The sequence below is a fragment of the Pseudacidovorax sp. DMC4 genome (assembly GCF_056314265.1).
In genome coordinates, this window is the sequence record NZ_JBQUYR010000009.1 from 250,524 (window position 1) to 273,364 (window position 22,841).

The following is a 22,841-nucleotide window of genomic DNA, read 5'->3' on the forward strand; positions in this document are numbered from 1 at the left end:
CAACACCTTGTCCATCTACCAGCTCAAGCCCCGCTTCCAGGCCCTGCTCCGCCCCCTGGTCCAACGCCTCGCCCGGGCGGGGGTCACGGCCAACCAGGTCACGATGGCGGCCTGCATCGTCTCCGTGACGCTCGGCCTGTGGCTGTTCTGGGCTGCCCCCTCACACGCGGCCTTCGCGCTGGTGCCGCTCTGGATGCTCGTGCGCATGGCCTTCAACGCCGTCGACGGCATGCTGGCCCGCGAACATGGTCAGCAGAGCGCGCTGGGTGCCTTCCTCAACGACCTGACGGACGTGGTGTCCGACGCGGCGCTGTACCTGCCCTTCGCGATGGTGGCGCCCTTTTCCGGCTTCTGGGTGGGCGTGGTGATCGTGCTGGCGGGCCTGTCCGAATTCGCGGGCGCACTGGGGCCGACGGTCGGTGCCAGCCGCCGCTACGACGGGCCGATGGGCAAGAGCGACCGCGCCTTCGTGTTCGGCGCAGTGGGGCTGTACGTGGCCCTGGGCTGGCCGCTGCCGGCCGCGGCGGCCTGGCTGATGCCGCTGCTGGCCCTGGCCGTGGGCTGGACGGTGGTGCGCCGCGTGCGCGCCGCCCTGGCCGAACGCACCGCCGGATGAGCCGGCGCCGATGAGTTTCACAACAACCCCGGGGACGAATCACGCATGACGGCCACACCACGCATCGCCGAGGAACGGCACTTCCAGACGCACGACGGCGAATCGCTCTTCTATCGCCATTGGCCTGCCACCGGCAGCGCGCGCCGTGGGGCGGTGCTGCTCTTCCACCGCGGCCACGAGCACGGCGCGCGCATGGCGCATCTGGTGGACGAGCTGGACCTGCCCGACTTCGACTTCTTCGCCTGGGATGCCCGCGGCCATGGCCGCTCGCCGGGCCAGCGCGGCCACAGCCCCAGCTTCGCGCACTCGGTGCGCGACGTGCAGACCTTCGTCGAGCACATCGCCGCGCAGCACGGCGTGGCCGAGCAGGACATGCACGTCGTGGCCCAGAGCGTGGGGGCCGTGCTGATCTCGACCTGGGCCCACGACTACGCGCCGAAGGTCCGCGGCCTCACGCTCGCCTCGCCGGCCTTCAAGGTCAAGCTCTACGTGCCCTTCGCGCGGCCCGGGCTCGCCCTCATGCACAGGCTGCGGGGGCTGTTCTTCGTCAACAGCTACGTCAAGCCGAAGTTCCTCACGCACGACCCGGCGCGCATCGCCAGCTACCAGGCCGACCCGCTGATCACGCGACCCATCGCGGTCAACATCCTGCTGGACCTGTACGAGGCCGCGGAGCGCGTGGTCGACGACGCCCAGGCCATCGTGCTGCCGACGCAGTTGCTGATCTCCGGCGCCGACTGGGTGGTGCACCACGGGCCGCAGCATCGCTTCTTCGACCGGCTGGGCAGCCGCGTGAAAGAGAAGCTGGAGCTGCCCGGCTTCTTCCACGACACGCTGGGCGAGCGCGACCGGGCCGGCGCCGTGGCCGCGGTGCGCGACTTCATTCTGCGGCTCTTCGACGCTCCACCCGCGCCGGTCGACCTGCGCACGGCCGACCGCCAGGGCTTCACCGCCGACGAGGCGCGGGCACTTGCGGCCCCGCTGCCGGCGCTGTCGCCGCGTGGGCTGTACTGGGCCGCCACGCGCGCCGGGCTGCGCCTGGGCGGCCGGCTGTCCCGCGGCATCGCCCTGGGCCACGCCACCGGCTTCGATTCCGGCAGCACGCTGGACTACGTCTACCGCAACGAGCCGGCGGGCGCGCCGCTGGTGGGCCGGCTGGTGGACCGGACCTACCTCGACTCCATCGGCTGGCGCGGCATCCGCCAGCGCAAGCTGCATGTCGAAGAACTGCTGCGCGAGGCCATGGGGCGGCTTGCCCACGAAGGCCGGGAGGTGCGGCTGATGGACATCGCGGCCGGCCATGGCCGCTATGTGCTCGATGCCGCGGCAGGCAGTGCCGTCGCGCCCGTGTCGATCCTGCTGCGCGACTACAGCGACATCAACGTGCGCGATGGGCAGCGGCTCATCGCCCAGCGTGGCCTGCAGGACATCGCACGCTTCGTGCAGGCCGATGCCTTCGACCGCGCGAGCCTGGCCGCCGTCACGCCGCGACCCACGCTGGCCGTGGTGTCGGGGCTGTACGAACTCTTCCCCGACAACGACATGGTGGCCCGCTCGCTCGCCGGCGTGGCCGACGCCGTGGAGGCCGGCGGCTACCTGGTCTACACCGGCCAGCCCTGGCATCCCCAGTTGGAGATGATCGCCCGGGCGCTCACCAGCCACCGCCAGGGCCAGGCCTGGGTGATGCGTCGGCGCACACAGGCCGAGATGGACCAGCTGGTGGAAGCCGCGGGCTTTCGCAAGATCGCCCAGCGCGTGGACCACTGGGGCATCTTCACCGTCTCGCTCGCGCAGAAGGCATGACGAAGCGCCCCTGGAAGCGCGCCCTCGCCTGGCTGGCCCTGCTGGGGCCCTTCTTCTACCTGAGCTACGGCCTGGCCAACTGGTGGGCCGGCACGCGGCCGCAGGTGCCGTCGGTCGTGTTCGACTGGGAACGGAGCCTGCCCTTCTGGGCCTGGACCATCTTTCCGTACTGGTCGATCAATGCCTTCTATGCGCTGTCGCTGTTCCTCGGCCGCACGCGGCATCTCGTGGACCGGCATGCGGCGCGACTGCTGACGGCGCAGGTCGTGGCCGTCAGCTGCTTCGTGCTCTGGCCGCTGGGCTTCAGCTTCGGGCAGCCGGCAGTGGAAGGTGCGCCCGCCTTCCTGTTCGAGGCGCTGCGCGGCTTCGACAAGCCCTTCAACCAGGCGCCCTCGCTGCACATCGCGCTGGCCGTGATCCTGTGGGACTGGTACCGGCAGCTCATCCGCCCGCGCTGGGCGCGCGCGGTGCTGCACGTGTGGACGCTGCTGATCTGCGCCTCGGTGCTGACCACCTACCAGCACCACTTCATCGACATCCCGACCGGCGCACTGCTGGGCCTGCTGTGCGTGTGGCTCTGGCCGCTGGAGCGGCAGGTGGCGCTGCCGCGCGCCTGGCGGTGGGCGCGGGACGGCGGGCGCTGGCGGTTGGCCGGGGCCTACGCGGTGGGAGCCCTGCTGTGCCTGGCCCTGGCGCGGCAGTGGGGCGGAGGGTTCCTGTGGCTGGGCTGGCCCGCCGCGTCGCTGGCCCTGGTGGCGCTGAACTACGCCGGCTTCGGCGCGCGCGGCTTCCGCATGGACCGGCACGGCCGGATGCATTACGCCGCGCGCTGGCTCCTGGGCCCCTACCGGGCCGCGGCCGCCGTCAACGCGTGGGCCTGGACGCGCAAGCTGCCGGCCCGCGTGGAGGTGGCGCCGGGTCTGTGGCTGGGACGCCTCCCCTCCCAGGCGGAGTGGCAGGCCGCCGGCCGGCCGCGGCTGCTGAGCCTGTGCGCCGAACTGCAACTGCCACGCGTGCCGGGCGCCCGCTGCGTGCCGATGCTGGACCTCGCCACGCCCTCGCCGGCCCGGCTGCGTCGGGCCGTCGCGGTGCTGGAAGGCCAGCGGGGCTCCGGCGATGGCGCCGTGTGGGTCTGCTGCGCACTGGGCTTTTCGCGCAGTGCTGCGACAGTCGTGGGCTGGCTGCTGCGGCACGGCGGTGCGTCCGAGCTGGCCGCCGCGGAGGCGATGGTCCGGCGCGCGCGGCCGCAGATCGTGCTGCGTGCGCCGTGGCGGGCGGCGCTGTCGGCCATGCAGAGCCCCGAGCCATTGCCGCGCCATCCATGACCTTGCCGTCGCCACCCCCTGATCCGCTGGCACGCAGCCGCTGCGCCGCCCTGGCCGCGCGACTGGCCGCCCAGCGGCCCGTGGCCGCCTGGAGCCTGTTGCTGTCGGCCGCCTGCCTCCTTGCCCTGACGGCGGTGGCCTCCGGTTGGGCCGTGCCGGCGAGCCGCCTTTGCCTTCCCGCCTGGGCGCTCGGCGCGCTGCTCGGCCTGACCGAACGCTACCTGGCGCTGCGCCTGCGCCTGGACGAGGGCCTGTTCGCAGCCCTCGCCCGCGGCGTCCTGCCCGACTTGGCCGCGATGGACGACGCGTTGGCCTGGCTGGGCCTGCGCCCCTCGTCGCCGGGCACCCCACGCCCGCTGGACGAGCGCCTGCGCGGCACGCAGGCCCTGATGCGTCGGCATCTGGGCGTCGCATTGCTGCAGACCCTCTGCGTCCTGATCGCCCTCATCGCCGGCCTCCACGCCGGCCTGCCTTCGCCATGAACGACATCCTCGACTCCGACACACCGCCCGCGCGCGTCCTGCTGCGGCAGGCCGGCGCCTTCGTTGCCGCCCGGGCCATCGTGCTGGTGGCCAACCTGCTCACCGGCGTGCGCGCCATCTGGAGCGGCACCACGCCGGTGGCCGAGACCACGCTGTACTTCGCCAACCATTCCAGCCATGGCGACTTCGTGCTGGTATGGGCCACGCTGCCGCCCGACCTGCGGGCGATCACGCGGCCTGTCGCCGGGCAGGACTACTGGCTGGCCTCGCGGCTGCGCCGCTTCATCGGCCAGGACGTGTTCAATGCGCTGATGATCCGCCGCGACGGCAGCGGTGCGGCGGGCGGCGCGGCCACCAATCCCGTGGAGCAGATGGTGCAGGCGCTGGAGGCCGGCGATTCGCTGATCATGTTCCCCGAGGGCACGCGCAACACGGGCGATGCGGTGATGCTGCCGCTCAAGAGCGGCCTCTTCCACATCGCCCGCGCCTGCCCGCAGGTGCGGCTGGTGCCGGTGTGGATCGAGAACCTCAAGCGCGTGCTGCCCAAGGGGCAGCTGGTGCCGGTGCCGCTGGCCTGCTCGGTGCGCTACGGCGCGCCGGTGGTGCTGGCCGACGGCGAGGACAAGGCCGCCTTCCTGGCGCGCGCGCAGCAGGCCATGCTGGACCTGCGGCCTGACCATGACAAAGCGGAGGAACGATGAGCCCCATCACCCACACCACCCTGATGCTCTTCGGCGGCGTGGCCGGCGTGCTGGTGCTGGCCTCGGCCATCGGCGCGCTGCTCAAGTGGCGCGTGGCCCACGGCGCGCCCCATTCGGTCATCGACAACCTCAACGCCCGGGTCAATGCCTGGTGGGTGATGGTGGCCGTGATCGGCATCGCCTTCGCCTTCGGCAAGCTGGGCGTGATCCTGCTGTTCTACCTGGTCTCCTTCTACGCCCTGCGCGAGTTCCTGAGCCTGACCTACACCCGGCGCGGCGACCACCTGGCCATGGCCGCAGCCTTCTACGTGGCGCTGCCGGTGCAGTACTTCCTGGTCTGGATCGAGTGGTACGGCATGTTCGCCATCTTCATCCCGGTGGAGGTGTTCCTCATCCTGCCCATCCTGTCGGCCCTGGGCGGCGACACGCAACGCTTCCTGGAGCGCACGTCCAAGGTGCAGTGGGGCCTGATGGTCTGTGTGTTCTGCATCAGCCACGTGCCGGCGCTGCTGACGCTGCACATCCCGGGCTTCGAGGGCCGCAACCTGCTGCTGATCGCCTTTTTGGTGATCGTGGTGCAGGGCAGCGACGTGCTGCAGTACGTGTGGGGCAAGCTCATGGGCAAGCGCAAGGTCGCGCCGGAGCTGTCGCCTTCCAAGACCTGGGAAGGGCTCATCGGCGGCGTGGCCAGCGCCACGCTGCTGGGCGCGGCGCTGTGGTGGGCCACGCCCTTCGCGCCCTGGCAGGCCGCGCTCATGGCCTTCATGATCTGCATGATGGGCTTCTTCGGCGGGCTGGTGATGTCCGCCATCAAGCGCGACCGCGGCGTGAAGGACTGGGGCACCATGATCGAAGGACATGGCGGGATGCTGGACCGGCTCGATTCGGTGATCTTTGCCGCGCCGATGTACTTCCACGCGCTCCACTATTGGTGGGTTCCTTGACCCACCCCCAGGCTTCGCACTTCGCGCTCCGCCTCCCCCTCAAGGGGGCACATCCAGCGGCCCGGCAAAGCCGGTTCCGCGGATGTCCACGCGTGGCCTGCTCCGCGGCCTTTCGAGCAAAAGTCAGCGGAACCTGAGCGCCTACTTCGCCAGCGCCTTCAGCGCCATCTTGATGCCCTCGCTCACGCCCACGTCCTTGGGCAGGGCCTTGAGGGCGGCGGCGCCTTCCTTGTCGTTGTAGCCCAGCGCCAGCAGGGCCTGCAGGATGTCGGCCTGGGCGTCGCTGGCGGGCTGCGCCGCGGCGCCGGCGGTGCCCACGGCGTCGCCCAGCTTGCCCTTGAGCTCCAGCAGCAGCCGCTCGGCCGTCTTCTTGCCGATGCCGGGAATCTTCACCAGCCGGCCCGGCTCCTGCAGCGCGATGGCCTGCACCAGCTCGCCCACGCTCAACCCGGACAGGATGCCCAGCGCCGTGCGCGGCCCCACGCCCGCGATCTTGATCAGCTGCCTAAAGGCCGCACGTTCTTCCGCCGAGGCGAAGCCGTAGAGAATCTGGGCATCCTCTCGCACGATGAAGTGCGTGAGCAGCGAGACCTTCGCGCCCACCTGCGGCAGGTTGTAGAAGGTGCTCATCGGCACGTCCACCTCGTAGCCCACGCCGCCGCAGTCGATCACGATCTGCGGCGGGTTGCGTTCGGCCAGGGTTCCGGTGAGTTTTCCTATCATGACTTGCTTGCCGATCCTTCGATTCCATCTGCCAGAGAAAAAAGCCGCGTGATTCTCCGCCACAGCTTCACCCCCGCGAACAACAGCCGCTTGTCCCACCTGTGCGGCCCCATGGACGCGCACCTGCGCCGCATCGAGGAGGCGCTGGAGGTCAAGATCGCCCACCGCCACGAGCTGTTCAAGATCGACGGCCCCAAGGCCCGCGCCGAACGCGCGCTGGAGGTGCTGCAGGCCCTGTACGAGATCGCCCGGCATCCGCTCGACGCCGCCATGGTGCAGCTCACCCTGGCCGGCGACGGCCAGATGGCCGAGGCCGAGGACGGCGCCCTCACGCTCGCCACCCGCCGCGGTGACCTGCGCGCACGCACGCCCAACCAGAGCGTGTACCTCGACAACATCGCCAACCACGACATCACCTTCGGCATCGGCCCGGCCGGCACCGGCAAGACCTACCTGGCCGTGGCCTGCGCGGTCGATGCGCTGGAGCGCAGCAGCGTGCAACGCATCGTGCTCACCCGCCCGGCGGTGGAGGCCGGCGAGCGCCTGGGCTTTTTGCCCGGCGACCTCACGCAGAAGGTCGATCCCTACCTGCGCCCGCTCTACGACGCGCTGTATGACCTGATGGGCTTCGAGAAGGTCACCAAGGCCTTCGAGCGCAACGCGCTGGAGATCGCGCCGCTGGCCTTCATGCGCGGGCGCACGCTCAACAACGCCTTCGTCATCCTGGACGAGGCGCAGAACACCACGCCCGAGCAGATGAAGATGTTCCTCACCCGCATCGGCTTCGGCAGCAAGTGCGTGGTGACCGGCGACATCAGCCAGATCGACCTGCCCAAGACGCAGACCAGCGGCCTGGTGGAGGCCGAGCGCGTGCTGCGCCGGGTGCAGGGCCTGGCCTTCACCCGCTTCGACACCGGCGACGTGGTGCGGCACCCGCTGGTGGCGCGCATCGTCGATGCCTACGACGCCTCCCGCAAGCGCAGCAGCAGCGCAAAGGCCGACTGATGGCGATGCCGCCCCTCTCCCTGTCGCTGCAGTTCGGCCACATCGACGCCCTGGCGCGCCACCGCGCCGCCCTGCCCCGCCACCGCGTGGCCCGCTGCATCCGCCATGCGCTGGAGGCGCCCGGCGAGATCACCGTGCGCATCGTCGACGCCGAGGAAGGCCAGCAGCTGAACCGCGAGTTCCGTGGCAAGGACTACGCGACCAACGTGCTCACCTTCGACTATGCGCAGTCCCCGATGGTGATGGCCGACTTGGTGCTGTGTGCGCCGGTCGTGGCCCGCGAAGCGAAGGAGCTGGGCGTGACCCTGGCCGACCATTACGCGCACCTCCTGGTGCACGGCACGCTGCATGCGCAGGGCTGGGACCATGAGACTGGCGACGAGGATGCCGAGGGGATGGAAGCGCGCGAGATCGAGATCCTGGCCGGGCTGGGCGTGCGCAATCCGTATCGGGGTCGCTGAGAGCACGCCTTTCACAGACCCGCCTGCACCACAGCCCGAGGTCCGGAGAGCAATCCCGGCCTTCAGCGCATGTCGATGGGGATGGTGACCGGACCGTCGTTGACCAGGTGCACCTGCATGTCGGCGCCGAAGCGCCCCGTGGCCACCTCGGGATGCAGGCTGCGGGCCTGCGCGATGAAGGCGTCGTAGAGCCGCCTCCCCTCGTCCGGCGGCGCAGCGCCCGTGAAGCTGGGACGGTTGCCGCCGCGCACGTCCGCCGCCAGCGTGAACTGGCTGACGATCAGCAGCCCGCCGCCCACATCCTGCACGCTGCGGTTCATCTTGCCGGCCTCGTCCGAGAAGATGCGCAGCTTCAGGATCTTGGCCAGCAGGCGCTCGCCCACGGCCTCGGTGTCGCCCGGCTCGGCGCACACCAGCACGAGCAAGCCTGGGCCGATGGCGCCCGCCACCTCGCCGGCGATCTCCACGCGCGCCTCGCGCACCCGCTGCAGCAGCGCCTTCACGGCAGCACCCGGCCGACCGGATCGCGGTCCTGCGCCAGCGCGGCCCGCGATTCGAATTTCAGCGGCAGCAGCTGGATGGTCACCCGCAGGTTGGGCAGAACCGCCATCAATGCCCGCTCGACGTCGTCCCGCATCAGCGCGGCGCGGCGCAGCGTCCAGCCCCCGGGCAGGTGCATGTGCAGGTCGGCAAAACAGCGGCGGCCGGCACGACGGGTGACGAGGTGGTCGAAGCGCAGCTCGGTGTCGGCCGGTGTCTCGGCGGCGATGCGATCCAGAACCGACTGCAGCAGCGCCTGGTCGGCCGGCGCCAGCGCCTCGTCCATCAGGCCCTGGGCCGAGCGCCAGACCAGCTGCCCCCCCTCCCAGATGATGTTGATCGCCACGCCGATGGCCAGCAGCGGATCGAGCCACAGCCAGCCGGTGAAGCCCACGGCGATCACGCCGATGATCACGGCGACGGAGGTCCACACGTCCGTCATCAGATGCCGGCCGTCGGCCTCCAGCGCGATGGAGTTGTGCTTCTTGGCCGCGCGGAACAGCAGCCAGGCCAGCCCGCCGTTGAAGGCCGAACTCACGGCCGAGAGCACCAGGCCCCAGCTCAACTGCTCCAGCGGCTGGGGATTGAGCAGCCGGTGCGCCGCCGCGCCGCCGATGCCCAGCGCGGCGCCGACGATCAGCACGCCCTCGAAGCCGGACGAGAAGTACTCCGCCTTGTGGTGGCCATAGGGATGCTCGTCATCGGCTGGCCGCGCCGCCACCGTCACCATGCTGAGCGCGAACACCGCGCTGGCCAGGTTGACGAAGGACTCCATCGCATCGGAGATCAGGCCCATCGAATGGGTCACGTAGCCGGCGATGCTTTTGAGCAGGATGGTGACCAGCGCGACTCCGATCGACAGCTTCAGCAGGTTGCGCGGCTGCCAAAGTGGCGAATCGTCACCGATAGGGAAATATTTCATGTTCTTTGTCAAAAACTCTACTGAACGCGCCACAGAGCGCCGCGGGGCGCGCCCTATCATGCGCGGTTTTCTTTAGCGCCAGATTAAGGTCATGAGACAGAGGACGCTTCAAGGCCTGCTCGCCGCCGCTGCCCTGTGGGCCGGCATTGTGGGCCCGGCCCAGGCGCAGGACGCCGTGAGCGGCGGACACGCCGGCTTCATCAAATCGGTCCAGGGGCAGGTCCTCATCGTGAACGCGGCCGGGCAGTCGCAGGCCGCCCAGGCGGGCAGCACGCTGCGTGCCAGCGACCGCGTCGAGACGGACGCGCAAGGCGCCGCCGGCCTCGTGCTGCGGGATGGCACCACCCTGGTCGTCGGCCCCGCCTCGCGCGTGGACCTGCGCGACTACCGCTTCGACAGCACCACGCAGGACGGCAACCTGCTGGTCGGCCTGCTGCGGGGCTCGCTGCGCATGATCAGCGGCCTGCTGGGCAAGGCCCATCCGGAAGCCGTGCGCGTGGAGACGCAGACGGCCACGATCGGCATCCGAGGGACGGACTTCATCGTGTCCGCCGAGGCCCCATGATGCGCCGCCCGCCCACCCTGCTGCGTTGGACCGTTCCCGCCGTGGCCGTGCTGCTCGCCGCCTGCGCGGCGCCACCGCCGCCCTCCACCCGCGTGGTGCTGCTGCCGCAGGACGACGGCACCCCGTCCGCGGTGGTGGTGAAGACGGCCGGCGGTCAGCAGCGCCTGGACAAGCCCTACGAACGCGCCTCGGTGGTCGCCGCCAGCCAGCCGCCGGTGGTCGACACCACCGACGCGGCGACGGTGCAGGCCCGCAACCCCAGCCTTTTCTCGATGCGGCCCGCCCGCCCGCAGCGCTACGTGCTGTTCTTCGACACCGGCGGCACGCGGCTGGCCGCGCAATCGCAGCGCGACCTCGATGCGCTGCTGGGCGACGCCCTGGCCCGGCCGGGCGCCGACCTGGTCATCACCGGCTACACCGACACCCGGGGTGCGGCGGCGGCCAACGACGCGCTGTCGCTGGCCCGCGCACAGATGGTGCGGCAGATGCTGATCCAGCGCGGCTTCGCGCAGGAACGCATCGAAGCCGCCGGACGCGGCGAGCGCGAACTGGCCGTGCCCACGGCCGACGAGGTGGACGAGCCGCGCAACCGGCGCGTGGTGATCGATCTGCGCTGAAAGCCCCGGGCGTTTCTTGGCAGCACCCGCCCGGCCGCCTGACGCGCGACTGGCGTGGCCGACGCATGGAAGCAGGCGTGCCGGTCGGCACACCTGAAACGGTCAGGCCAGCAGCACCCGCGCGAACTTGCGCTTGCCCACCTGCACCACGTAGCTGCCGGCCTCCAGCTTGAGCCCCTTGTCGCTCACGACGCTGGAATCCACACGCACGCCGCCGCCGTCGATCAGGCGGTTGCCCTCCGACGTGGACGCCGCGAGCCCCGCCTGCTTGAGCACATGGGCGATGCCCAGCGGCGCACCGCTGATCGGCACCTCGGGAATTTCGTCCGGCACGCCACCGCGGCTGCGGTTGATGAAGTCCTGCTCGGCCGCGTCGGCCGCCTGGGCGCTGTGGAAGCGGGCCGTGATCTCCTTGGCCAGCAACACCTTCGCGTCCTTGGGATTGCGACCGCCCTCGACCTCGGCCTTGAGCGCGGCAATCTCCTTCAACGAGCGGAAGCTCAGCAGCGTGAACCACTTCCACATCAGCGCGTCCGAGATCGACAGGACCTTGGCGAACATGGTGTTCGGTGCCTCGCTGATGCCGATGTAGTTGTTCTTGCTCTTCGACATCTTCTCGACGCCGTCGAGGCCTTCGAGCAGGGGCATGGTCAGAATGCACTGCGGCTCCTGGCCATATTCCTGCTGCAGGTGGCGACCCACGAGCAGGTTGAACTTCTGGTCCGTGCCGCCGAGTTCCAGGTCGCTCTTGAGCGCCACCGAGTCGTAGCCCTGCATCAGCGGGTACAGGAACTCATGCACCGAGATCGACTGGCCCGCCTTGAAGCGCTTGGTGAAATCGTCGCGCTCCATCATGCGCGCCACCGTGTACTTGGCCGCCAGCTGGATCATGCCGCGCGCGCCCAGCGGGTCGCTCCATTCCGAGTTGTAGCGGATCTCGGTGCGGGCCGGGTCGAGCACCAGGCTGGCCTGGCGGTAGTAGGTCTGCGCGTTTTCCTCGATCTGCTCGCGCGTCAGAGGCGGACGGGTGCTGTTTCGGCCTGAAGGGTCGCCGATCAGGGTGGTGAAGTCGCCGATCAGGAAGATCACCTGGTGGCCCAGGTCCTGCAGCTGGCGCATCTTGTTGAGCACCACGGTATGGCCGATGTGGATGTCGGGCGCCGTCGGGTCCAGACCCAGCTTGATGCGCAGCGGCTGGCCGGTCTTTTCGGCGCGCTGCAGCTTGCGGATCCACTCGTCCTGAGGCAGCAGTTCGTCGGCGCCTCGCAGAGAAATTTCGAGCGCTTGTCCTACACCATCCGATAGTGTTTGACCAATAGGAGACTGGGGATTCATTGCGATTTTGAGGGGCGGAAACAACACACGCCGCTATACTCCGCCGGGTTTTGCGCTGTGCATTCTACGCAGCGCCTCTTTTCGCCCCGCCCTTGCATCAGCGCTCACCTACAGCGCTGCAGGGCGGCCGCCGAACCCGAGCCCTGGATCCTACGTTGTCGAAATTGATCAACGGCATTCTGGCCGCCGAGGAAGCGTTTGCGTCTCGCGTGGCCCTGGTCATCCGGACCCATCCCCGCCATCTCACCGCCGCCGTCGCCGCGATGCTGATGACCGCCGGCGGCGGCGCCTTCGCCGTCGCCTCGCTGGGCCCCGATGCCGTGGATCTGCCGATCCGCCAAGTCCTCGAAACCGTCACCCCCGTCTCTGTCGAAAGCCAGAGCCAGGCCCTCGACGGCTACAGCTTCACCCTCTTCCGCACCGAGTCCACCCGCGCCAGCGACACGGCAGACGCCCTGCTCGGCCGCCTCGGCGTGAACGACCCGGCGGCCGCCGCTTTCGTGCGCGGCAACGGCGAGGCGCGCGCCGCCATGCTCAGCCGCGTGGGCCGCACCATCTCCGCCGAGATCGGCCAGGACGGCCGCCTGCACCGCCTGTCGGCCCGCTGGGTGCCCGACAACGCAGGCGGTTTCCGGCGCATCACGATGCAGCCGGACGGCGCCAGCTTCGCCGTGCGCAGCGAGGCCGAGGCGCTGGACATCAACCAGCGCGTGGCTGGCGGCACCATCCAGAGCTCGCTCTTCGCCGCCACCGACGCCGCGGGCATCCCCGACGCCGTCGCCAGCCAGCTCGCGGACATCTTCTCGGGCGATGTGGATTTCCGCCAACTGCGCAAGGGCGACCGTTTCGCCGTGCAGTACGAAAGCCTCGAAGCCGATGGCCAGGCCATGCGTACCGGCCGCGTCCTGGCCGCCGAATTCGAGACCGGCGGCAAGGTGCACCAGGCCATGTGGTTCGAGCCGGCCGGCCAGAAGGGCGGCTACTACCGCTTCGACGGCGAGAGCCTGCGCCGCGCGTACCTGGCGTCGCCGGTCGAGTTCACCCGCGTGTCCAGCGGTTTCGCGATGCGGCTGCACCCCATCCTCAACAGCTGGCGGCAGCACACCGGCACCGATTTCGCCGCACCACCCGGCACGCCCGTGCGCACGGTGGGCGACGGCACGGTCGACTTCGCCGGCTGGCAGAACGGCTACGGCAACATCGTCATCATCAACCACCGGAACCGCCAACAGACGGCCTATGCGCACCTCAGCCGCATCGACGTCAAGGCGGGGCAGTCCGTGAGCCAGGGACAGCGCGTGGGCGCGGTGGGCTCCACCGGCTGGGCCACGGGCCCGCACCTGCATTTCGAGTTCCGCATCGACGGCCAGTACTTCGATCCGCAGCGCATGCTGGCCGAGCAGGATGGCGGCACGCCGATTCCCGCTTCCGCCCGAGCGGCCTTCGCCAAGGCCATGGGTGCGGCGCGCACGGAACTCGCCGCCGCCAGCGCGGTGCTGCAGGCCCGCGCGGACTGACGACGGCACGCACCTGCGCCAGACCGGCGGCCCGGCCCTCACTCCCCTCCAAGCAGCGCCGGCCCTCCGGCGCTTTTTTTCTTGGCGACATTCGAGAACCCCGCATGACGGCGCTTTTCATCGGCCTGATGTCCGGCACTTCCCTCGACGGCGTGGACGGCGTGATCGCCGCCTTCGACGACGGCGTGACGGTGCATGCCCATGCGAGCGTCGGCTTCGACGCCGCCCTGCGCGCCGAGCTGCTGGCGCTGAACCAGCCGCAGGGCGTGGACGAGCTGCACCGGGCCGCGCTCGCCGCCAACCGGCTGGCGCGCCACTACGCCGCGGTGGTGCGGCAACTGCTCGATCGGACCAGTCCGGCCGCAGGTTCGGTCCGCGCTGTGGGCGCCCATGGCCAGACGGTGCGCCACCGGCCGGGCGCCTTCGACGGCACGGGCTACACGCTGCAGCTGAACAACCCGGCACTGCTGGCCGAACTGACGGGCCTGCCCGTGGCCTGCGACTTCCGCTCGCGCGACGTGGCCGCGGGCGGCCAGGGCGCCCCACTGGTGCCGGCCTTCCACGCCGCGCTGTTTGGTCGCCCCGGGGAGGTCCGTGCGGCGCTCAACCTGGGCGGCATTGCCAACCTGAGCCTGCTGCCGGGCGACGACGGGCCCGTACGTGGCTTTGACTGCGGCCCGGCCAACGCCCTGCTCGACCACTGGTGCCAATTGCACCGCGGTACCGCCTTCGATGCCGGAGGTGCCTGGGCCGCGTCGGGGACGGTCCGCCCCGCGCTGCTCCAGCGCCTGCTGGCCGAGCCCTACTTCGCCCACCCCATCCCCAAGAGCACGGGGCGTGACCTGTTCCATCCGCAATGGCTCGCGCAGCACCTGCACCCCGACGACCTGGCTGCGGATCCGCGCGATGTGCAGGCGACCTTGGCGGAGCTGACGGTCCACAGTTGCGCCGACGCGCTGCGCCTGCATGCACCGGACGTCCGGCGGCTGATCGTCTGCGGCGGCGGCGCCGCCAATGAAGACCTGATGCACCGCCTGGCGCTGCACCTGCCCGGGGTTGCCGTCGACAACTCCGCCGCGCACGGCCTGCCGGCCCAGCAGGTCGAGGCCACGGCCTTCGCCTGGCTGGCGCAGCGGCTCTTGGCCGGGGAGCCCGGCAATCTGCCGACGGTCACGGGTGCCCGCGGCCTGCGGGTGCTCGGCGCGCTCTACCCGGCCTGACTGCCGGCGCGGCCGCGTCGACCCGACGAGGGCCGGCCCCTGGAAAGCGCCGACCATCGATCGCAGCGGCCGGGCGGCCGCCCAGCCTCAGTGCCGGCCGGCCGCGTCCGGTTCTTCGAGCTGGGGCGAGCGCGCCTCGGGCGGCACCTGCCAGAAGATGAAGGCCGAGGCCACAGTCACAAGCCCCACCGTCACGAAGGTGGCCTGGAAGGCCGGCAGGGCATGGTCGCCGAAGGTCCCGCTGAAGCCCGAGAGCACTGCGCCGGCCATGGCCACACCCAGGCTCATCGCCAGCATCTGCACCATCGAGAAGAGGCTGTTGCCGCTGCTGGCGCTGGCACCGTCCAGGTCCTTGAGCGTGAGCGTGTTCATGGCGGTGAACTGCAGCGAATTGAAAGCGCCGAACAGGGCGAACTGCAGCAGCCGCAGCCACAGCGGCTCCCCCGGCGACGCCAGCGCGAAGCTGGTCATGAGCAGCCCGATGATGCAGGTGTTGGCCGTCAGCAGGTTCCGGTAGCCGAAGCGCAGGATCAGCTGCGCCGCCACCCGCTTCATGCCCATGCCGGCCAGCGCCGTCGGCAGCATCATCATGCCGGCCTGCATGGGCGAATAGTCCAGCGACACCTGCAGCGACAGCGGAATCAGGAAGGGCATGGCGCCGCTGCCCAGCCGGCAGAACAGGTTGCCCAGCAACCCGACCGAGAGGGTCCGCACCTGGAAGAGGTGGGTCGAAAACAGCGGCGCTGGATGCCGGACCGCATGCAACCAATAGGCCACCACCGCCGAGAAGCCGAACACCGCCATCACCAGGGCGCCCGCGTGCCCCATGCCCGTGGCACCTTCAATGGCCAGCGACAAGGTGGCCATTCCGAAGGCCAGCAGCACGTAGCCCAAAAGGTCGAAGCGGCCAGGCGCATCGGCCCGCACGTCGGGCATGAAACGCTGGGTCGCTGCCAGGCCGATCAGGCCCACCGGCAGGTTGATCAGGAACACCCAGTGCCACGATGCGTACTCGACCAGCCAACCGCCCAGCGTCGGACCCAGCAGGGGGCCGATCAGGCCAGGAATCGCCACGAAGCTCATGGCTTGCAGGAACTGAGCGCGGGGAAAGGTACGGAGCACCGTCAACCGACCGACCGGCAGGAGGAGCGCGCCGCCCAGGCCCTGCAGCACCCGCGCCGCCACCAGCTCGCCCAGGTGCCGTGATGCCGCACAGGCCAGCGAGCCGAGCGTGAACAGGGCAATGGCCACCATGAACATCCGCCGCGTGCCGAAGCGGTCGGCCAGCCAGCCCGAAGCCGGGATCAGCAAGGCCATCGTGAGCGAATAGGACACCACGACGGACTGCATGCGCAAAGGACTTTCGCCCAGCGCGCGCGCCATCGACGGCAGGGCCGTGTTGATGATGGTGGCATCCAGCGTCTGCATGAAGAAGCCGATGGCCACCAGCCACAGCAGGATGCGTTGCGAGGTGTCGGTGGCCGCGGGAGCGGCTTCGGGTCGGGAGGCGGTCAAGGGCGGGCTCGGGCGCAAAGGGAAACAAAAAGCCGCCCGAAGGCGGCTTTCATGGCGGCGACTGGCGTTGTTGTCGCACGGTGCGGCGGATCAGACCGAGAAGCTCGAACCGCAGCCGCAGGTGGTGGTGGCGTTGGGGTTCTTGATCACGAACTGGGCACCTTGCAGATCTTCCTTGTAGTCGATCTCGGCACCGACCAGGTACTGGTAGCTCATGGCATCGATGAGCAGTGACACACCGTTCTTGGTCATGGTCGTGTCGTCATCGTTGGTCACCTCGTCGAAGGTGAAGCCGTACTGGAAGCCGGAGCAGCCGCCGCCCTGGACGAACACGCGCAGCTTCAGATCGGGATTGCCTTCCTCGGCGATCAGGTCGGCCACCTTGGCGGCGGCGGAATCGGTGAACACGATCGGCTCAGGCATCGCCTGCACGGCGGACGCGGTGGTTTCGGCAACTGCGGTCATGGGAAATCTCCGTGGAGGGCCGAGCCCGGCGGGCGCAGCCATGGGAAAGGATGCTAACGCAGGCAAAGAAAAACCGCCCCGAAGGCGGTTTTTCTCTGGCAGGTGCGAAACGCTTAGCGCTTCGAGAACTGCTTGCGGCGGCGTGCGGAGTGCAGACCGACCTTCTTACGCTCGACTTCACGCGCGTCGCGGGTGACGAAGCCAGCCTGGCTCAGCACCGGCTTGAGGGTCGCGTCGTAGTCGATCAGCGCACGGGTGATGCCGTGGCGGGTGGCGCCGGCCTGGCCGGACTCACCGCCGCCGTGCACGTTCACCTGGATGTCGAAGGCTTCCAGGTTCTCGGTCAGCGCAAGCGGTTGCTTCGCGATCATGATCGAGGTCTGGCGGCCGAAGAACTGCTCGATCGGCTTGCCATTCACCGTGATCTTGCCGCTGCCCTTCTTGAGGAACACGCGGGCGACGCTGGACTTGCGACGGCCGGTGCCGTTGTTCCAATCACCAATCATCTCGGGACTCCTCAGATTTCCAGCGGCTGCGGCTGCTGGGCGCTGTGCGGATGCTCAGCGCCGCCGTAGACCTTCAGCTTCTTGATCATGGCGTAGCCCAGAGGACCCTTGGGCAGCATGCCCTTGACGGCCTTCTCGAGCGCGCGGCCGGGGTGCTTGGCCTGCATGTCGCGGAAGTTGGTGGCGGTGATGCCACCCGGGAAGCCGGAGTGACGGTAGTAGACCTTGTCGAGGCTCTTGGTGCCGGTGACCTTGAGCTTGGACGCGTTGACGATGACGATGAAGTCACCGGTGTCGACGTGAGGCGTGTAGATGGCTTTGTGCTTGCCGCGCAGACGGAGGGCCACTTCGCTGGCGACCCGACCGAGAACCTTATCGGTTGCGTCAATCACAAACCACTCGTGCTTCACGTCAGCGGGCTTGGCGCTGAACGTAGACATGAGATTTCCTTGAAAACAGGAGGTTTGGAGTGAGCCCTTTTCCGCGGTCGGTCTTTCTCTGAAGGAAAGCTCTTAGGCGGGTGTCGAGCTTCGCCGCGGGGCTCGGTAAAACGCTGCGAAGCCTTCCATTATATGCACAGCCTTCAGATAGGCGCCACCTGAAGGCTGCCGCGGTTAGCATTGCCCCATGTTCAGCTACCGCCATGCCTTCCACGCCGGCAACCACGCCGACGTGCTCAAACACACGGTGCTGATCGCCGTGCTCGACTACCTGCTCGAGAAGGAAACCGCCCTCACGATGGTCGACACCCATGCCGGTGCCGGCCTCTATCGCCTGGATGGTGACTATGCCGGCAAGAGCGGCGAGGCCGCCGAGGGCGTGCTGCGGCTGGCCGAGGCGGCCGCCGCGTCCGACACCCCCCTGCCCGATGCGCTCGGTCGCTACCTGGCGCTGGTGCGCGAGTTCAATCGCGGCGAGGCGCTGCGCGTGTACCCGGGCTCGCCTTTCGTCGCCCATCAGCTGCTGCGCGAACACGACCGCCTCAAGCTCTACGAACTGCATCCCACGGACGCCAAGACCCTCGACGGCAACGTGGCCCAGCTCGATGCCGGCCGGCGCATCGCCGTGCTGCGCGAGGACGGCTTCGGCAGCGCTACCAAGTTCCTGCCGCCGCCCTCGCGCCGCGCGCTCGTGCTCACCGATCCGAGCTACGAAATGAAGACCGACTATGGCCGCACCGCCGCCTACGTGGGCGAGGCGCTCAAGCGCTTCGCCACGGGCGTCTACGCGGTCTGGTATCCGATCATTCCCCGACCGGAGGCGCACGAGCTGCCGCGCCGGCTCAAGACGCTGGCAACCAAGGCCGGCAAGCCGTGGCTCAATGCCAGCCTCACGGTCAAGTCCAGCCGCATGGCTGTCGCGCTGCCGGGCGAGACCAGCCGCCGGCCTGGCCTGCCCGCCAGCGGCATGTTCCTCATCAATCCGCCGCACACCCTGGCCGCGCGGCTGCGTCCCAGCCTGGCCCGCATGGCGCAAGTGCTGGCGCAGGACGCCAACGCCGCCTTCACGCTGGAGCACGGTGGCTGATCCACGGCTGCGGTCGGGCTTGCCCGGCCAAGGCCGGGCCTACCTCAGCGCTTTCGCTTGTTCACCACGCGCGCTGGCGCACGGCGCGCCGGCGCGGGACGCGGCGCCGCCGCCATGTTGATGGGCGCCAGACCACCTTCGACGCGCTCGCCCGCGCAACGACCGCCCTCCTCCGGGATCACCGTCAGCGACACCTGCTTGAAGCCGATGGTGGTCAGCTGGATCTGCTCGGCCGCCGCCTGGCTCAGGTCGATGATGCGGCCCGGCGTGAAAGGCCCGCGGTCGTTGATGTAGACCAGCACCTCGCGCCCATTGACCAGGCTGCGCACGCACACCTTGGTGCCGAAGGGCAGCGTCTTGTGGGCGGCGGTGAAGCTGGTCATGTCGAACAGCTCGCCGCTGGCGGTGCGCCGGCGGTGGAACTGCACGCCGTACCAGGAGCCCCCGCCCCGCTCGAATTCCTCGACCTGCAAATCGTCGGGCGGGCCGTCGGGCGTCTCGCCCAGGTCGGGAAAGATCTGGACCACGCGCGAACGCGGTGCCTCGGCGGCGGCTGGCGGTTGCCGTTCCAGCGGGCGCAGCGTGGGCCGGGCCGCGGGAGCACCGGTCGCCGAAACGCCGTCAGCCCCGGCCTCCGGGGTCGTCGGCAGCGGCGCACAGGCCACGGCCAGCAGCGTCGCGAGTGCCGCACATGCGGCCCGCGCCGTTGCCCAGACGCTCATTCGCCCAGGCCCAGCCGATCCAGCAGCGCCAGGGTGGGCGCGGCCTGGTTCATGGTGTAGAAGTGCAGCGCCGGTGCGCCGCCCGCCACCAGCCGCTCGCACAGGGCCGCGACCACATCGAGGCCGAAGGCCTTGATCGAAGCCGTGTCGTCGCCGAAGGACTGCAGCCGCAGCCGCACCCAGCGCGGAATCTCGGCGCCGCAGGCATCCGAGAAGCGCATCAGCTGCGTGGAGCTGGTGATGGGCATGATGCCCGGCACGATCGGCACGTCGGCACCGGCGACGCGCGCCTCGTCGACGAAGCGGAAGTAGGCCTCGGGCGTGAAGAAGTACTGCGTGATGGCCGAATCGGCGCCCGCACGCACCTTGGTCGCGAAGGCCTGCATGTCGGCCTGGGGCGTGCGCGCCTGCGGATGCACCTCGGGATAGCAGGCCACTTCCAGGTGGAAGTCGCGTCCGGTCTCGGCACGGATGAAGGCGACCAGGTCGCTCGCGTACTGGAATTCGCCGCCGATGCCGTAGCCGCTGGGCAGGTCGCCGCGCAGCGCCACGAGGCGGCGCACGCCCATGGCCTTGAGCTGATGCAGTTGATCGCGCACCGTCTCGCGCGTGGCGCCGATGCACGAGAAATGCGAGGCGGCATCGGTGCCTTCTTCCAGGATCTCCTTCACCGTGGCGAAGGTGCCCGCCTGGGTGGAACCGCCGGCGCCATAGGTCACCGAGCAGAACTGCGGCGCGCGGGCACGCAGCTGCGCCCGCACGGCCCGCAGCTTGACCGCGCCTTCGGGCGTCTTGGGCGGGAAGAACTCGAAACTGATCGGCAGCGCCATGGGGAACCCTTTTCTTGTCGTTAGTTGTCGTGCACGGCCGCCGAAGGCGCCGCGTGGATGAAGAACTCGCGGTTGCCATCGCCGCCGACGATGGGGCTGTCCAGCCATTGGAGCAGCCGCAGGCCGGCATCGGCACAGCCCTGCCGCAGCCGGGCCTCGACCTCGGCGTACAGCGCGGGATCGCGGACGATGCCGCCCTTGCCGATCTGCGCCGGCTGAAGCTCGAACTGCGGCTTCACCAGCATCAGCAGGCGCCCCGTCGGTGCCATCAGCGGCACCAGCGCCGGCAGCACCAGCGTCAGCGAGATGAAGGACAGGTCGCCAACGACCAGCCCGAAATCCGCGCCGCCCACCGGCGCGAACTGCGCAGGCTGCAGATGGCGCGCGTTGACCTTCTCCAGCGCCTGCACGCGAGCATCGGCCCGCAGCCGTTCATGCAGCTGACCATGGCCGACGTCCACGCCCACCACGGCGGCGGCACCGCGCTGCAGCAGGCAGTCGGTGAAGCCGCCGGTCGACTGGCCCACGTCCAGGCAACGCAGGCCGGCGACATCGAGCTGCGCCGCATCGAGTGCGCCTTCGAGCTTCAGGCCGCCGCGCGAGACGTAACGGGCCTCGGCCGCGTCCGCCAGTTCGAGCTCGGCCGTGGGCGGCACCTCGTCGCCGTTTTTGGTGGCCGAACGCCAGGGCTGGCCGGCATGCAGGCGCCAGCGCAGGCCGCCCGCGATCAGGCGCGCCGCCTGCGAGCGTGAAGCGGCCAGGCCGCGTTCGACGAGCAGCTGGTCAGCGCGCATGGGAGGAAACAGGAGCAGGCCGGGCCGCCCCGTGCGAGGCGCCGCGGCCACCGGCTCCGGCGCGCCGCTTGCGCCCTGCACGGGCGCCCAAGGCGGCGGCACGAAGCCCGGTGGGTGCTCAATAGCGGTAGGTATCGGGCTTGTAGGGCCCGGTCTTGGCGACGCCGATGTAGGCGGCCTGCGCGTCGGTCAGCTCGGTGAGCTGGGCGCCGACCTTCTTCAGGTGCAGGCGCGCGACCTTCTCGTCCAGCACCTTGGGCAGCACGTAGACCTTGCCGGCCTCGTAGGCGTCGGGCTTGGTGAACAGCTCGATCTGCGCGATGGTCTGGTTGGCGAAGGAGGACGACATCACGAAGCTCGGATGGCCCGTGGCGCAGCCCAGATTGACCAGGCGGCCCTTGGCCAGCAGGGTGATGCGCTTGCCGTCCGGGAAGATCACGTGGTCGACCTGAGGCTTGACCTCTTCCCACTGGTACTTCTCGATCGAGGCGACGTCGATCTCGTTGTCGAAGTGGCCGATGTTGCAGACGATGGACTCGTTCTTCATCGCCAGCATGTGCTCGTGGCGGATCACGTCCTTGTTGCCGGTGGTGGTCACGAAGATGTCGGCCTTGTCGGCGGCGTATTCCATGGTGACGACTTTGAAGCCTTCCATCGCGGCCTGCAGGGCGTTGATCGGGTCGATCTCGGTCACCCACACCTGGGCCCGCAGGGCGGCCAGGGCCTGGGCGCAGCCCTTGCCCACGTCGCCGTAGCCGGCCACCACGGCGACCTTGCCAGCGATCATCACGTCGGTGGCGCGCTTGATGCCGTCCACCAGCGATTCACGGCAGCCGTAGAGGTTGTCGAACTTGCTCTTGGTGACCGAGTCATTGACGTTGATCGCGCGGAACAGCAGCGTGCCCTTGGCGGACATCTCGTTCAGGCGGTGCACGCCGGTGGTGGTCTCTTCGGTCACGCCGATGATCTCGGCCGACTTGCGGCTGTACCAGGTCGGGTCCTGGGCGATCTTGGCCTTGATGGCGGCGAAGAGGATGCGCTCTTCTTCGCTCGACGGGTTGGCGACCACCGAGAGGTCCTTCTCGGCGCGCTGGCCCAGGTGCATCAGCAGCGTCGCATCGCCGCCGTCGTCCAGGATCATGTTGGGGCCTTCGCCCTTCGAACCCTTGGGGCCGAAATCGAAGATGCGGTGGGTGTAGTCCCAGTAGTCCTCCAGCGACTCGCCCTTGATGGCGAACACCGGGGTGCCGCCGGCGGCGATGGCGGCGGCGGCATGGTCCTGCGTCGAGAAGATGTTGCACGAGGCCCAGCGCACGTCGGCGCCCAGGGCCTTGAGGGTCTCGATCAGCACCGCCGTCTGGATGGTCATGTGCAGCGAACCCGTGATGCGGGCGCCCTTCAGGGGCTGCGCTGCCGCGAATTCCTCGCGGATGGCCATGAGACCGGGCATCTCGGTCTCGGCGATCTTGATTTCCTTGCGGCCCCAGTCGGCCAGCGAGATGTCGGCGATCGCCAGATCGGCGGAAAGGTCGGCTTTGAGAACGGCGCTCATGCAATGCTCCAGAACACGGGTTTCAGGGTTTCCGCTGCACGTCGGGAGAGGGAGAGAAAGCACTCACCACGGCGCGATGCGGGTGAGCGTGGTTGCGTATGAATTCCGAGCCTCACGCCTGACGGCGCTGCAACGCTCCTCGGTTGGCCGCGGA

Annotated in this window: 25 protein-coding genes and 1 riboswitch; of the genes, 13 read left to right on the forward strand and 12 right to left on the reverse strand. The window is 69.5% G+C overall.

From position 1 onward, the window contains the following. The first annotated feature begins 7 nt into the window (after positions 1 to 7). From ACT54X_RS18580 to ACT54X_RS18605, 6 genes are read left to right on the forward strand one after another with little or no spacing between them, the layout of a single operon-like run. Positions 8 to 616 (forward strand): CDP-alcohol phosphatidyltransferase family protein, encoded by a 609-nt coding sequence (locus tag ACT54X_RS18580; protein WP_294370433.1) that lies wholly within the window; start codon positions 8 to 10, stop codon positions 614 to 616. 45 nt (positions 617 to 661) lie between these two features. Continuing rightward, complete coding sequence (locus tag ACT54X_RS18585) at positions 662 to 2,419, forward strand: bifunctional alpha/beta hydrolase/class I SAM-dependent methyltransferase (protein WP_294370435.1); 1,758 nt, start codon at positions 662 to 664, stop codon at positions 2,417 to 2,419. After that, the gene (locus ACT54X_RS18590; RefSeq protein WP_354320064.1) at positions 2,416 to 3,744 is read left to right on the forward strand and encodes a phosphatase PAP2/dual specificity phosphatase family protein; all 1,329 of its coding nucleotides are present in this window, start codon (positions 2,416 to 2,418) and stop codon (positions 3,742 to 3,744) included. The genes ACT54X_RS18585 and ACT54X_RS18590 overlap by 4 nt, the downstream gene beginning before the upstream one ends. After that, positions 3,741 to 4,226 (forward strand): hypothetical protein, encoded by a 486-nt coding sequence (locus tag ACT54X_RS18595; protein WP_294370438.1) that lies wholly within the window; start codon positions 3,741 to 3,743, stop codon positions 4,224 to 4,226. Before ACT54X_RS18590 ends, ACT54X_RS18595 begins: the two co-directional genes overlap by 4 nt. Next, the gene (locus ACT54X_RS18600) at positions 4,223 to 4,927 is read left to right on the forward strand and encodes a lysophospholipid acyltransferase family protein (protein WP_294370441.1); all 705 of its coding nucleotides are present in this window, start codon (positions 4,223 to 4,225) and stop codon (positions 4,925 to 4,927) included. Before ACT54X_RS18595 ends, ACT54X_RS18600 begins: the two co-directional genes overlap by 4 nt. Then, entirely contained in the window at positions 4,924 to 5,871 is a 948-nt protein-coding gene (locus tag ACT54X_RS18605) for a phosphatidate cytidylyltransferase (protein ID WP_294370443.1), read from the forward strand. Before ACT54X_RS18600 ends, ACT54X_RS18605 begins: the two co-directional genes overlap by 4 nt. Before the next feature lie 141 nt (positions 5,872 to 6,012). On the opposite strand, the gene ruvA is transcribed toward ACT54X_RS18605, so the two are convergent. Next, positions 6,013 to 6,594 carry a Holliday junction branch migration protein RuvA gene (gene ruvA, locus ACT54X_RS18610; protein WP_017761470.1) on the reverse strand — a complete coding sequence of 194 codons (582 nt, stop codon included), beginning with the start codon at positions 6,592 to 6,594 and terminating at the stop codon, positions 6,013 to 6,015. A 48-nt stretch (positions 6,595 to 6,642) separates the two neighbouring features. Here ruvA and ACT54X_RS18615 point away from each other — a divergent pair, with 48 nt between their 5' ends. Together ACT54X_RS18615 and ybeY are read left to right on the forward strand one after the other, a co-directional pair. After that, positions 6,643 to 7,599 (forward strand): PhoH family protein, encoded by a 957-nt coding sequence (locus ACT54X_RS18615; protein ID WP_294370447.1) that lies wholly within the window; start codon positions 6,643 to 6,645, stop codon positions 7,597 to 7,599. Further along, a complete protein-coding gene (ybeY, locus tag ACT54X_RS18620) occupies positions 7,599 to 8,060 on the forward strand; it encodes an rRNA maturation RNase YbeY (protein ID WP_294370449.1) in 462 nt (153 codons plus the stop codon). Before ACT54X_RS18615 ends, ybeY begins: the two co-directional genes overlap by 1 nt. A gap of 62 nt (positions 8,061 to 8,122) precedes the next feature. Here ybeY and dtd read toward each other — a convergent pair whose 3' ends face one another. Together dtd and ACT54X_RS18630 are read right to left on the reverse strand one after the other, a co-directional pair. After that, the gene (dtd, locus tag ACT54X_RS18625) at positions 8,123 to 8,563 is read right to left on the reverse strand and encodes a D-aminoacyl-tRNA deacylase (RefSeq protein ID WP_294370451.1); all 441 of its coding nucleotides are present in this window, start codon (positions 8,561 to 8,563) and stop codon (positions 8,123 to 8,125) included. Beyond that, positions 8,560 to 9,522 (reverse strand): cation diffusion facilitator family transporter, encoded by a 963-nt coding sequence (locus ACT54X_RS18630; protein ID WP_294370453.1) that lies wholly within the window; start codon positions 9,520 to 9,522, stop codon positions 8,560 to 8,562. Before ACT54X_RS18630 ends, dtd begins: the two co-directional genes overlap by 4 nt. Before the next feature lie 91 nt (positions 9,523 to 9,613). On the opposite strand from ACT54X_RS18630, the gene ACT54X_RS18635 reads away from it, so the two are divergent. Both ACT54X_RS18635 and ACT54X_RS18640 read left to right on the forward strand, forming a co-directional pair. Then, positions 9,614 to 10,087 (forward strand): FecR family protein, encoded by a 474-nt coding sequence (locus ACT54X_RS18635; protein ID WP_294370455.1) that lies wholly within the window; start codon positions 9,614 to 9,616, stop codon positions 10,085 to 10,087. Continuing rightward, positions 10,084 to 10,704 (forward strand): OmpA family protein, encoded by a 621-nt coding sequence (locus ACT54X_RS18640; protein WP_294370456.1) that lies wholly within the window; start codon positions 10,084 to 10,086, stop codon positions 10,702 to 10,704. The genes ACT54X_RS18635 and ACT54X_RS18640 overlap by 4 nt, the downstream gene beginning before the upstream one ends. 102 nt (positions 10,705 to 10,806) lie before the next feature. Here ACT54X_RS18640 and tyrS read toward each other — a convergent pair whose 3' ends face one another. Next, a complete protein-coding gene (gene tyrS / locus ACT54X_RS18645) occupies positions 10,807 to 12,039 on the reverse strand; it encodes a tyrosine--tRNA ligase (protein WP_294370458.1) in 1,233 nt (410 codons plus the stop codon). A 164-nt stretch (positions 12,040 to 12,203) separates the two neighbouring features. Here tyrS and ACT54X_RS18650 point away from each other — a divergent pair, with 164 nt between their 5' ends. Both ACT54X_RS18650 and ACT54X_RS18655 read left to right on the forward strand, forming a co-directional pair. After that, the gene (locus ACT54X_RS18650) at positions 12,204 to 13,556 is read left to right on the forward strand and encodes a peptidoglycan DD-metalloendopeptidase family protein (RefSeq protein WP_476347805.1); all 1,353 of its coding nucleotides are present in this window, start codon (positions 12,204 to 12,206) and stop codon (positions 13,554 to 13,556) included. Positions 13,557 to 13,660: 104 nt separating this feature from the next. Continuing rightward, positions 13,661 to 14,776: an anhydro-N-acetylmuramic acid kinase gene (locus ACT54X_RS18655; protein ID WP_476347775.1), complete on the forward strand. Its 1,116-nt coding sequence runs from the start codon at positions 13,661 to 13,663 to the stop codon at positions 14,774 to 14,776. Between the two features lie 87 nt (positions 14,777 to 14,863). Here ACT54X_RS18655 and mdtD read toward each other — a convergent pair whose 3' ends face one another. The 4 genes from mdtD to rplM form a co-directional block, all read right to left on the reverse strand. Then, complete coding sequence (mdtD, locus tag ACT54X_RS18660; RefSeq protein ID WP_294370462.1) at positions 14,864 to 16,291, reverse strand: multidrug transporter subunit MdtD; 1,428 nt, start codon at positions 16,289 to 16,291, stop codon at positions 14,864 to 14,866. Between the two features lie 90 nt (positions 16,292 to 16,381). Next, a complete protein-coding gene (erpA, locus tag ACT54X_RS18665; protein WP_294370464.1) occupies positions 16,382 to 16,756 on the reverse strand; it encodes an iron-sulfur cluster insertion protein ErpA in 375 nt (124 codons plus the stop codon). Positions 16,757 to 16,869: 113 nt separating this feature from the next. Then, positions 16,870 to 17,262, reverse strand: coding sequence for a 30S ribosomal protein S9 (gene rpsI / locus ACT54X_RS18670; RefSeq protein ID WP_017761458.1), 393 nt, complete (start codon positions 17,260 to 17,262; stop codon positions 16,870 to 16,872). An 11-nt stretch (positions 17,263 to 17,273) separates the two neighbouring features. Beyond that, a complete protein-coding gene (gene rplM / locus ACT54X_RS18675; protein ID WP_114802320.1) occupies positions 17,274 to 17,702 on the reverse strand; it encodes a 50S ribosomal protein L13 in 429 nt (142 codons plus the stop codon). 187 nt (positions 17,703 to 17,889) lie between these two features. Between rplM and ACT54X_RS18680 the strand changes: the two genes are divergently transcribed. Further along, a complete protein-coding gene (locus ACT54X_RS18680; RefSeq protein WP_476347779.1) occupies positions 17,890 to 18,789 on the forward strand; it encodes a 23S rRNA (adenine(2030)-N(6))-methyltransferase RlmJ in 900 nt (299 codons plus the stop codon). A 44-nt stretch (positions 18,790 to 18,833) separates the two neighbouring features. Here the strand turns inward: ACT54X_RS18680 and ACT54X_RS18685 are convergent, their stop codons facing one another. The 4 genes from ACT54X_RS18685 to ahcY form a co-directional block, all read right to left on the reverse strand. After that, positions 18,834 to 19,511 (reverse strand): septal ring lytic transglycosylase RlpA family protein, encoded by a 678-nt coding sequence (locus ACT54X_RS18685; RefSeq protein WP_294370470.1) that lies wholly within the window; start codon positions 19,509 to 19,511, stop codon positions 18,834 to 18,836. After that, complete coding sequence (gene metF, locus ACT54X_RS18690) at positions 19,508 to 20,341, reverse strand: methylenetetrahydrofolate reductase [NAD(P)H] (protein ID WP_294370471.1); 834 nt, start codon at positions 20,339 to 20,341, stop codon at positions 19,508 to 19,510. The genes ACT54X_RS18685 and metF overlap by 4 nt, the downstream gene beginning before the upstream one ends. A gap of 20 nt (positions 20,342 to 20,361) precedes the next feature. After that, positions 20,362 to 21,135 carry a TlyA family RNA methyltransferase gene (locus tag ACT54X_RS18695; protein WP_476347781.1) on the reverse strand — a complete coding sequence of 258 codons (774 nt, stop codon included), beginning with the start codon at positions 21,133 to 21,135 and terminating at the stop codon, positions 20,362 to 20,364. Between the two features lie 118 nt (positions 21,136 to 21,253). After that, entirely contained in the window at positions 21,254 to 22,687 is a 1,434-nt protein-coding gene (gene ahcY / locus ACT54X_RS18700; RefSeq protein ID WP_234194563.1) for an adenosylhomocysteinase, read from the reverse strand. Positions 22,688 to 22,764: 77 nt separating this feature from the next. Further along, positions 22,765 to 22,834: riboswitch (S-adenosyl-L-homocysteine riboswitch) on the reverse strand. Positions 22,835 to 22,841 lie beyond the last annotated feature (7 nt).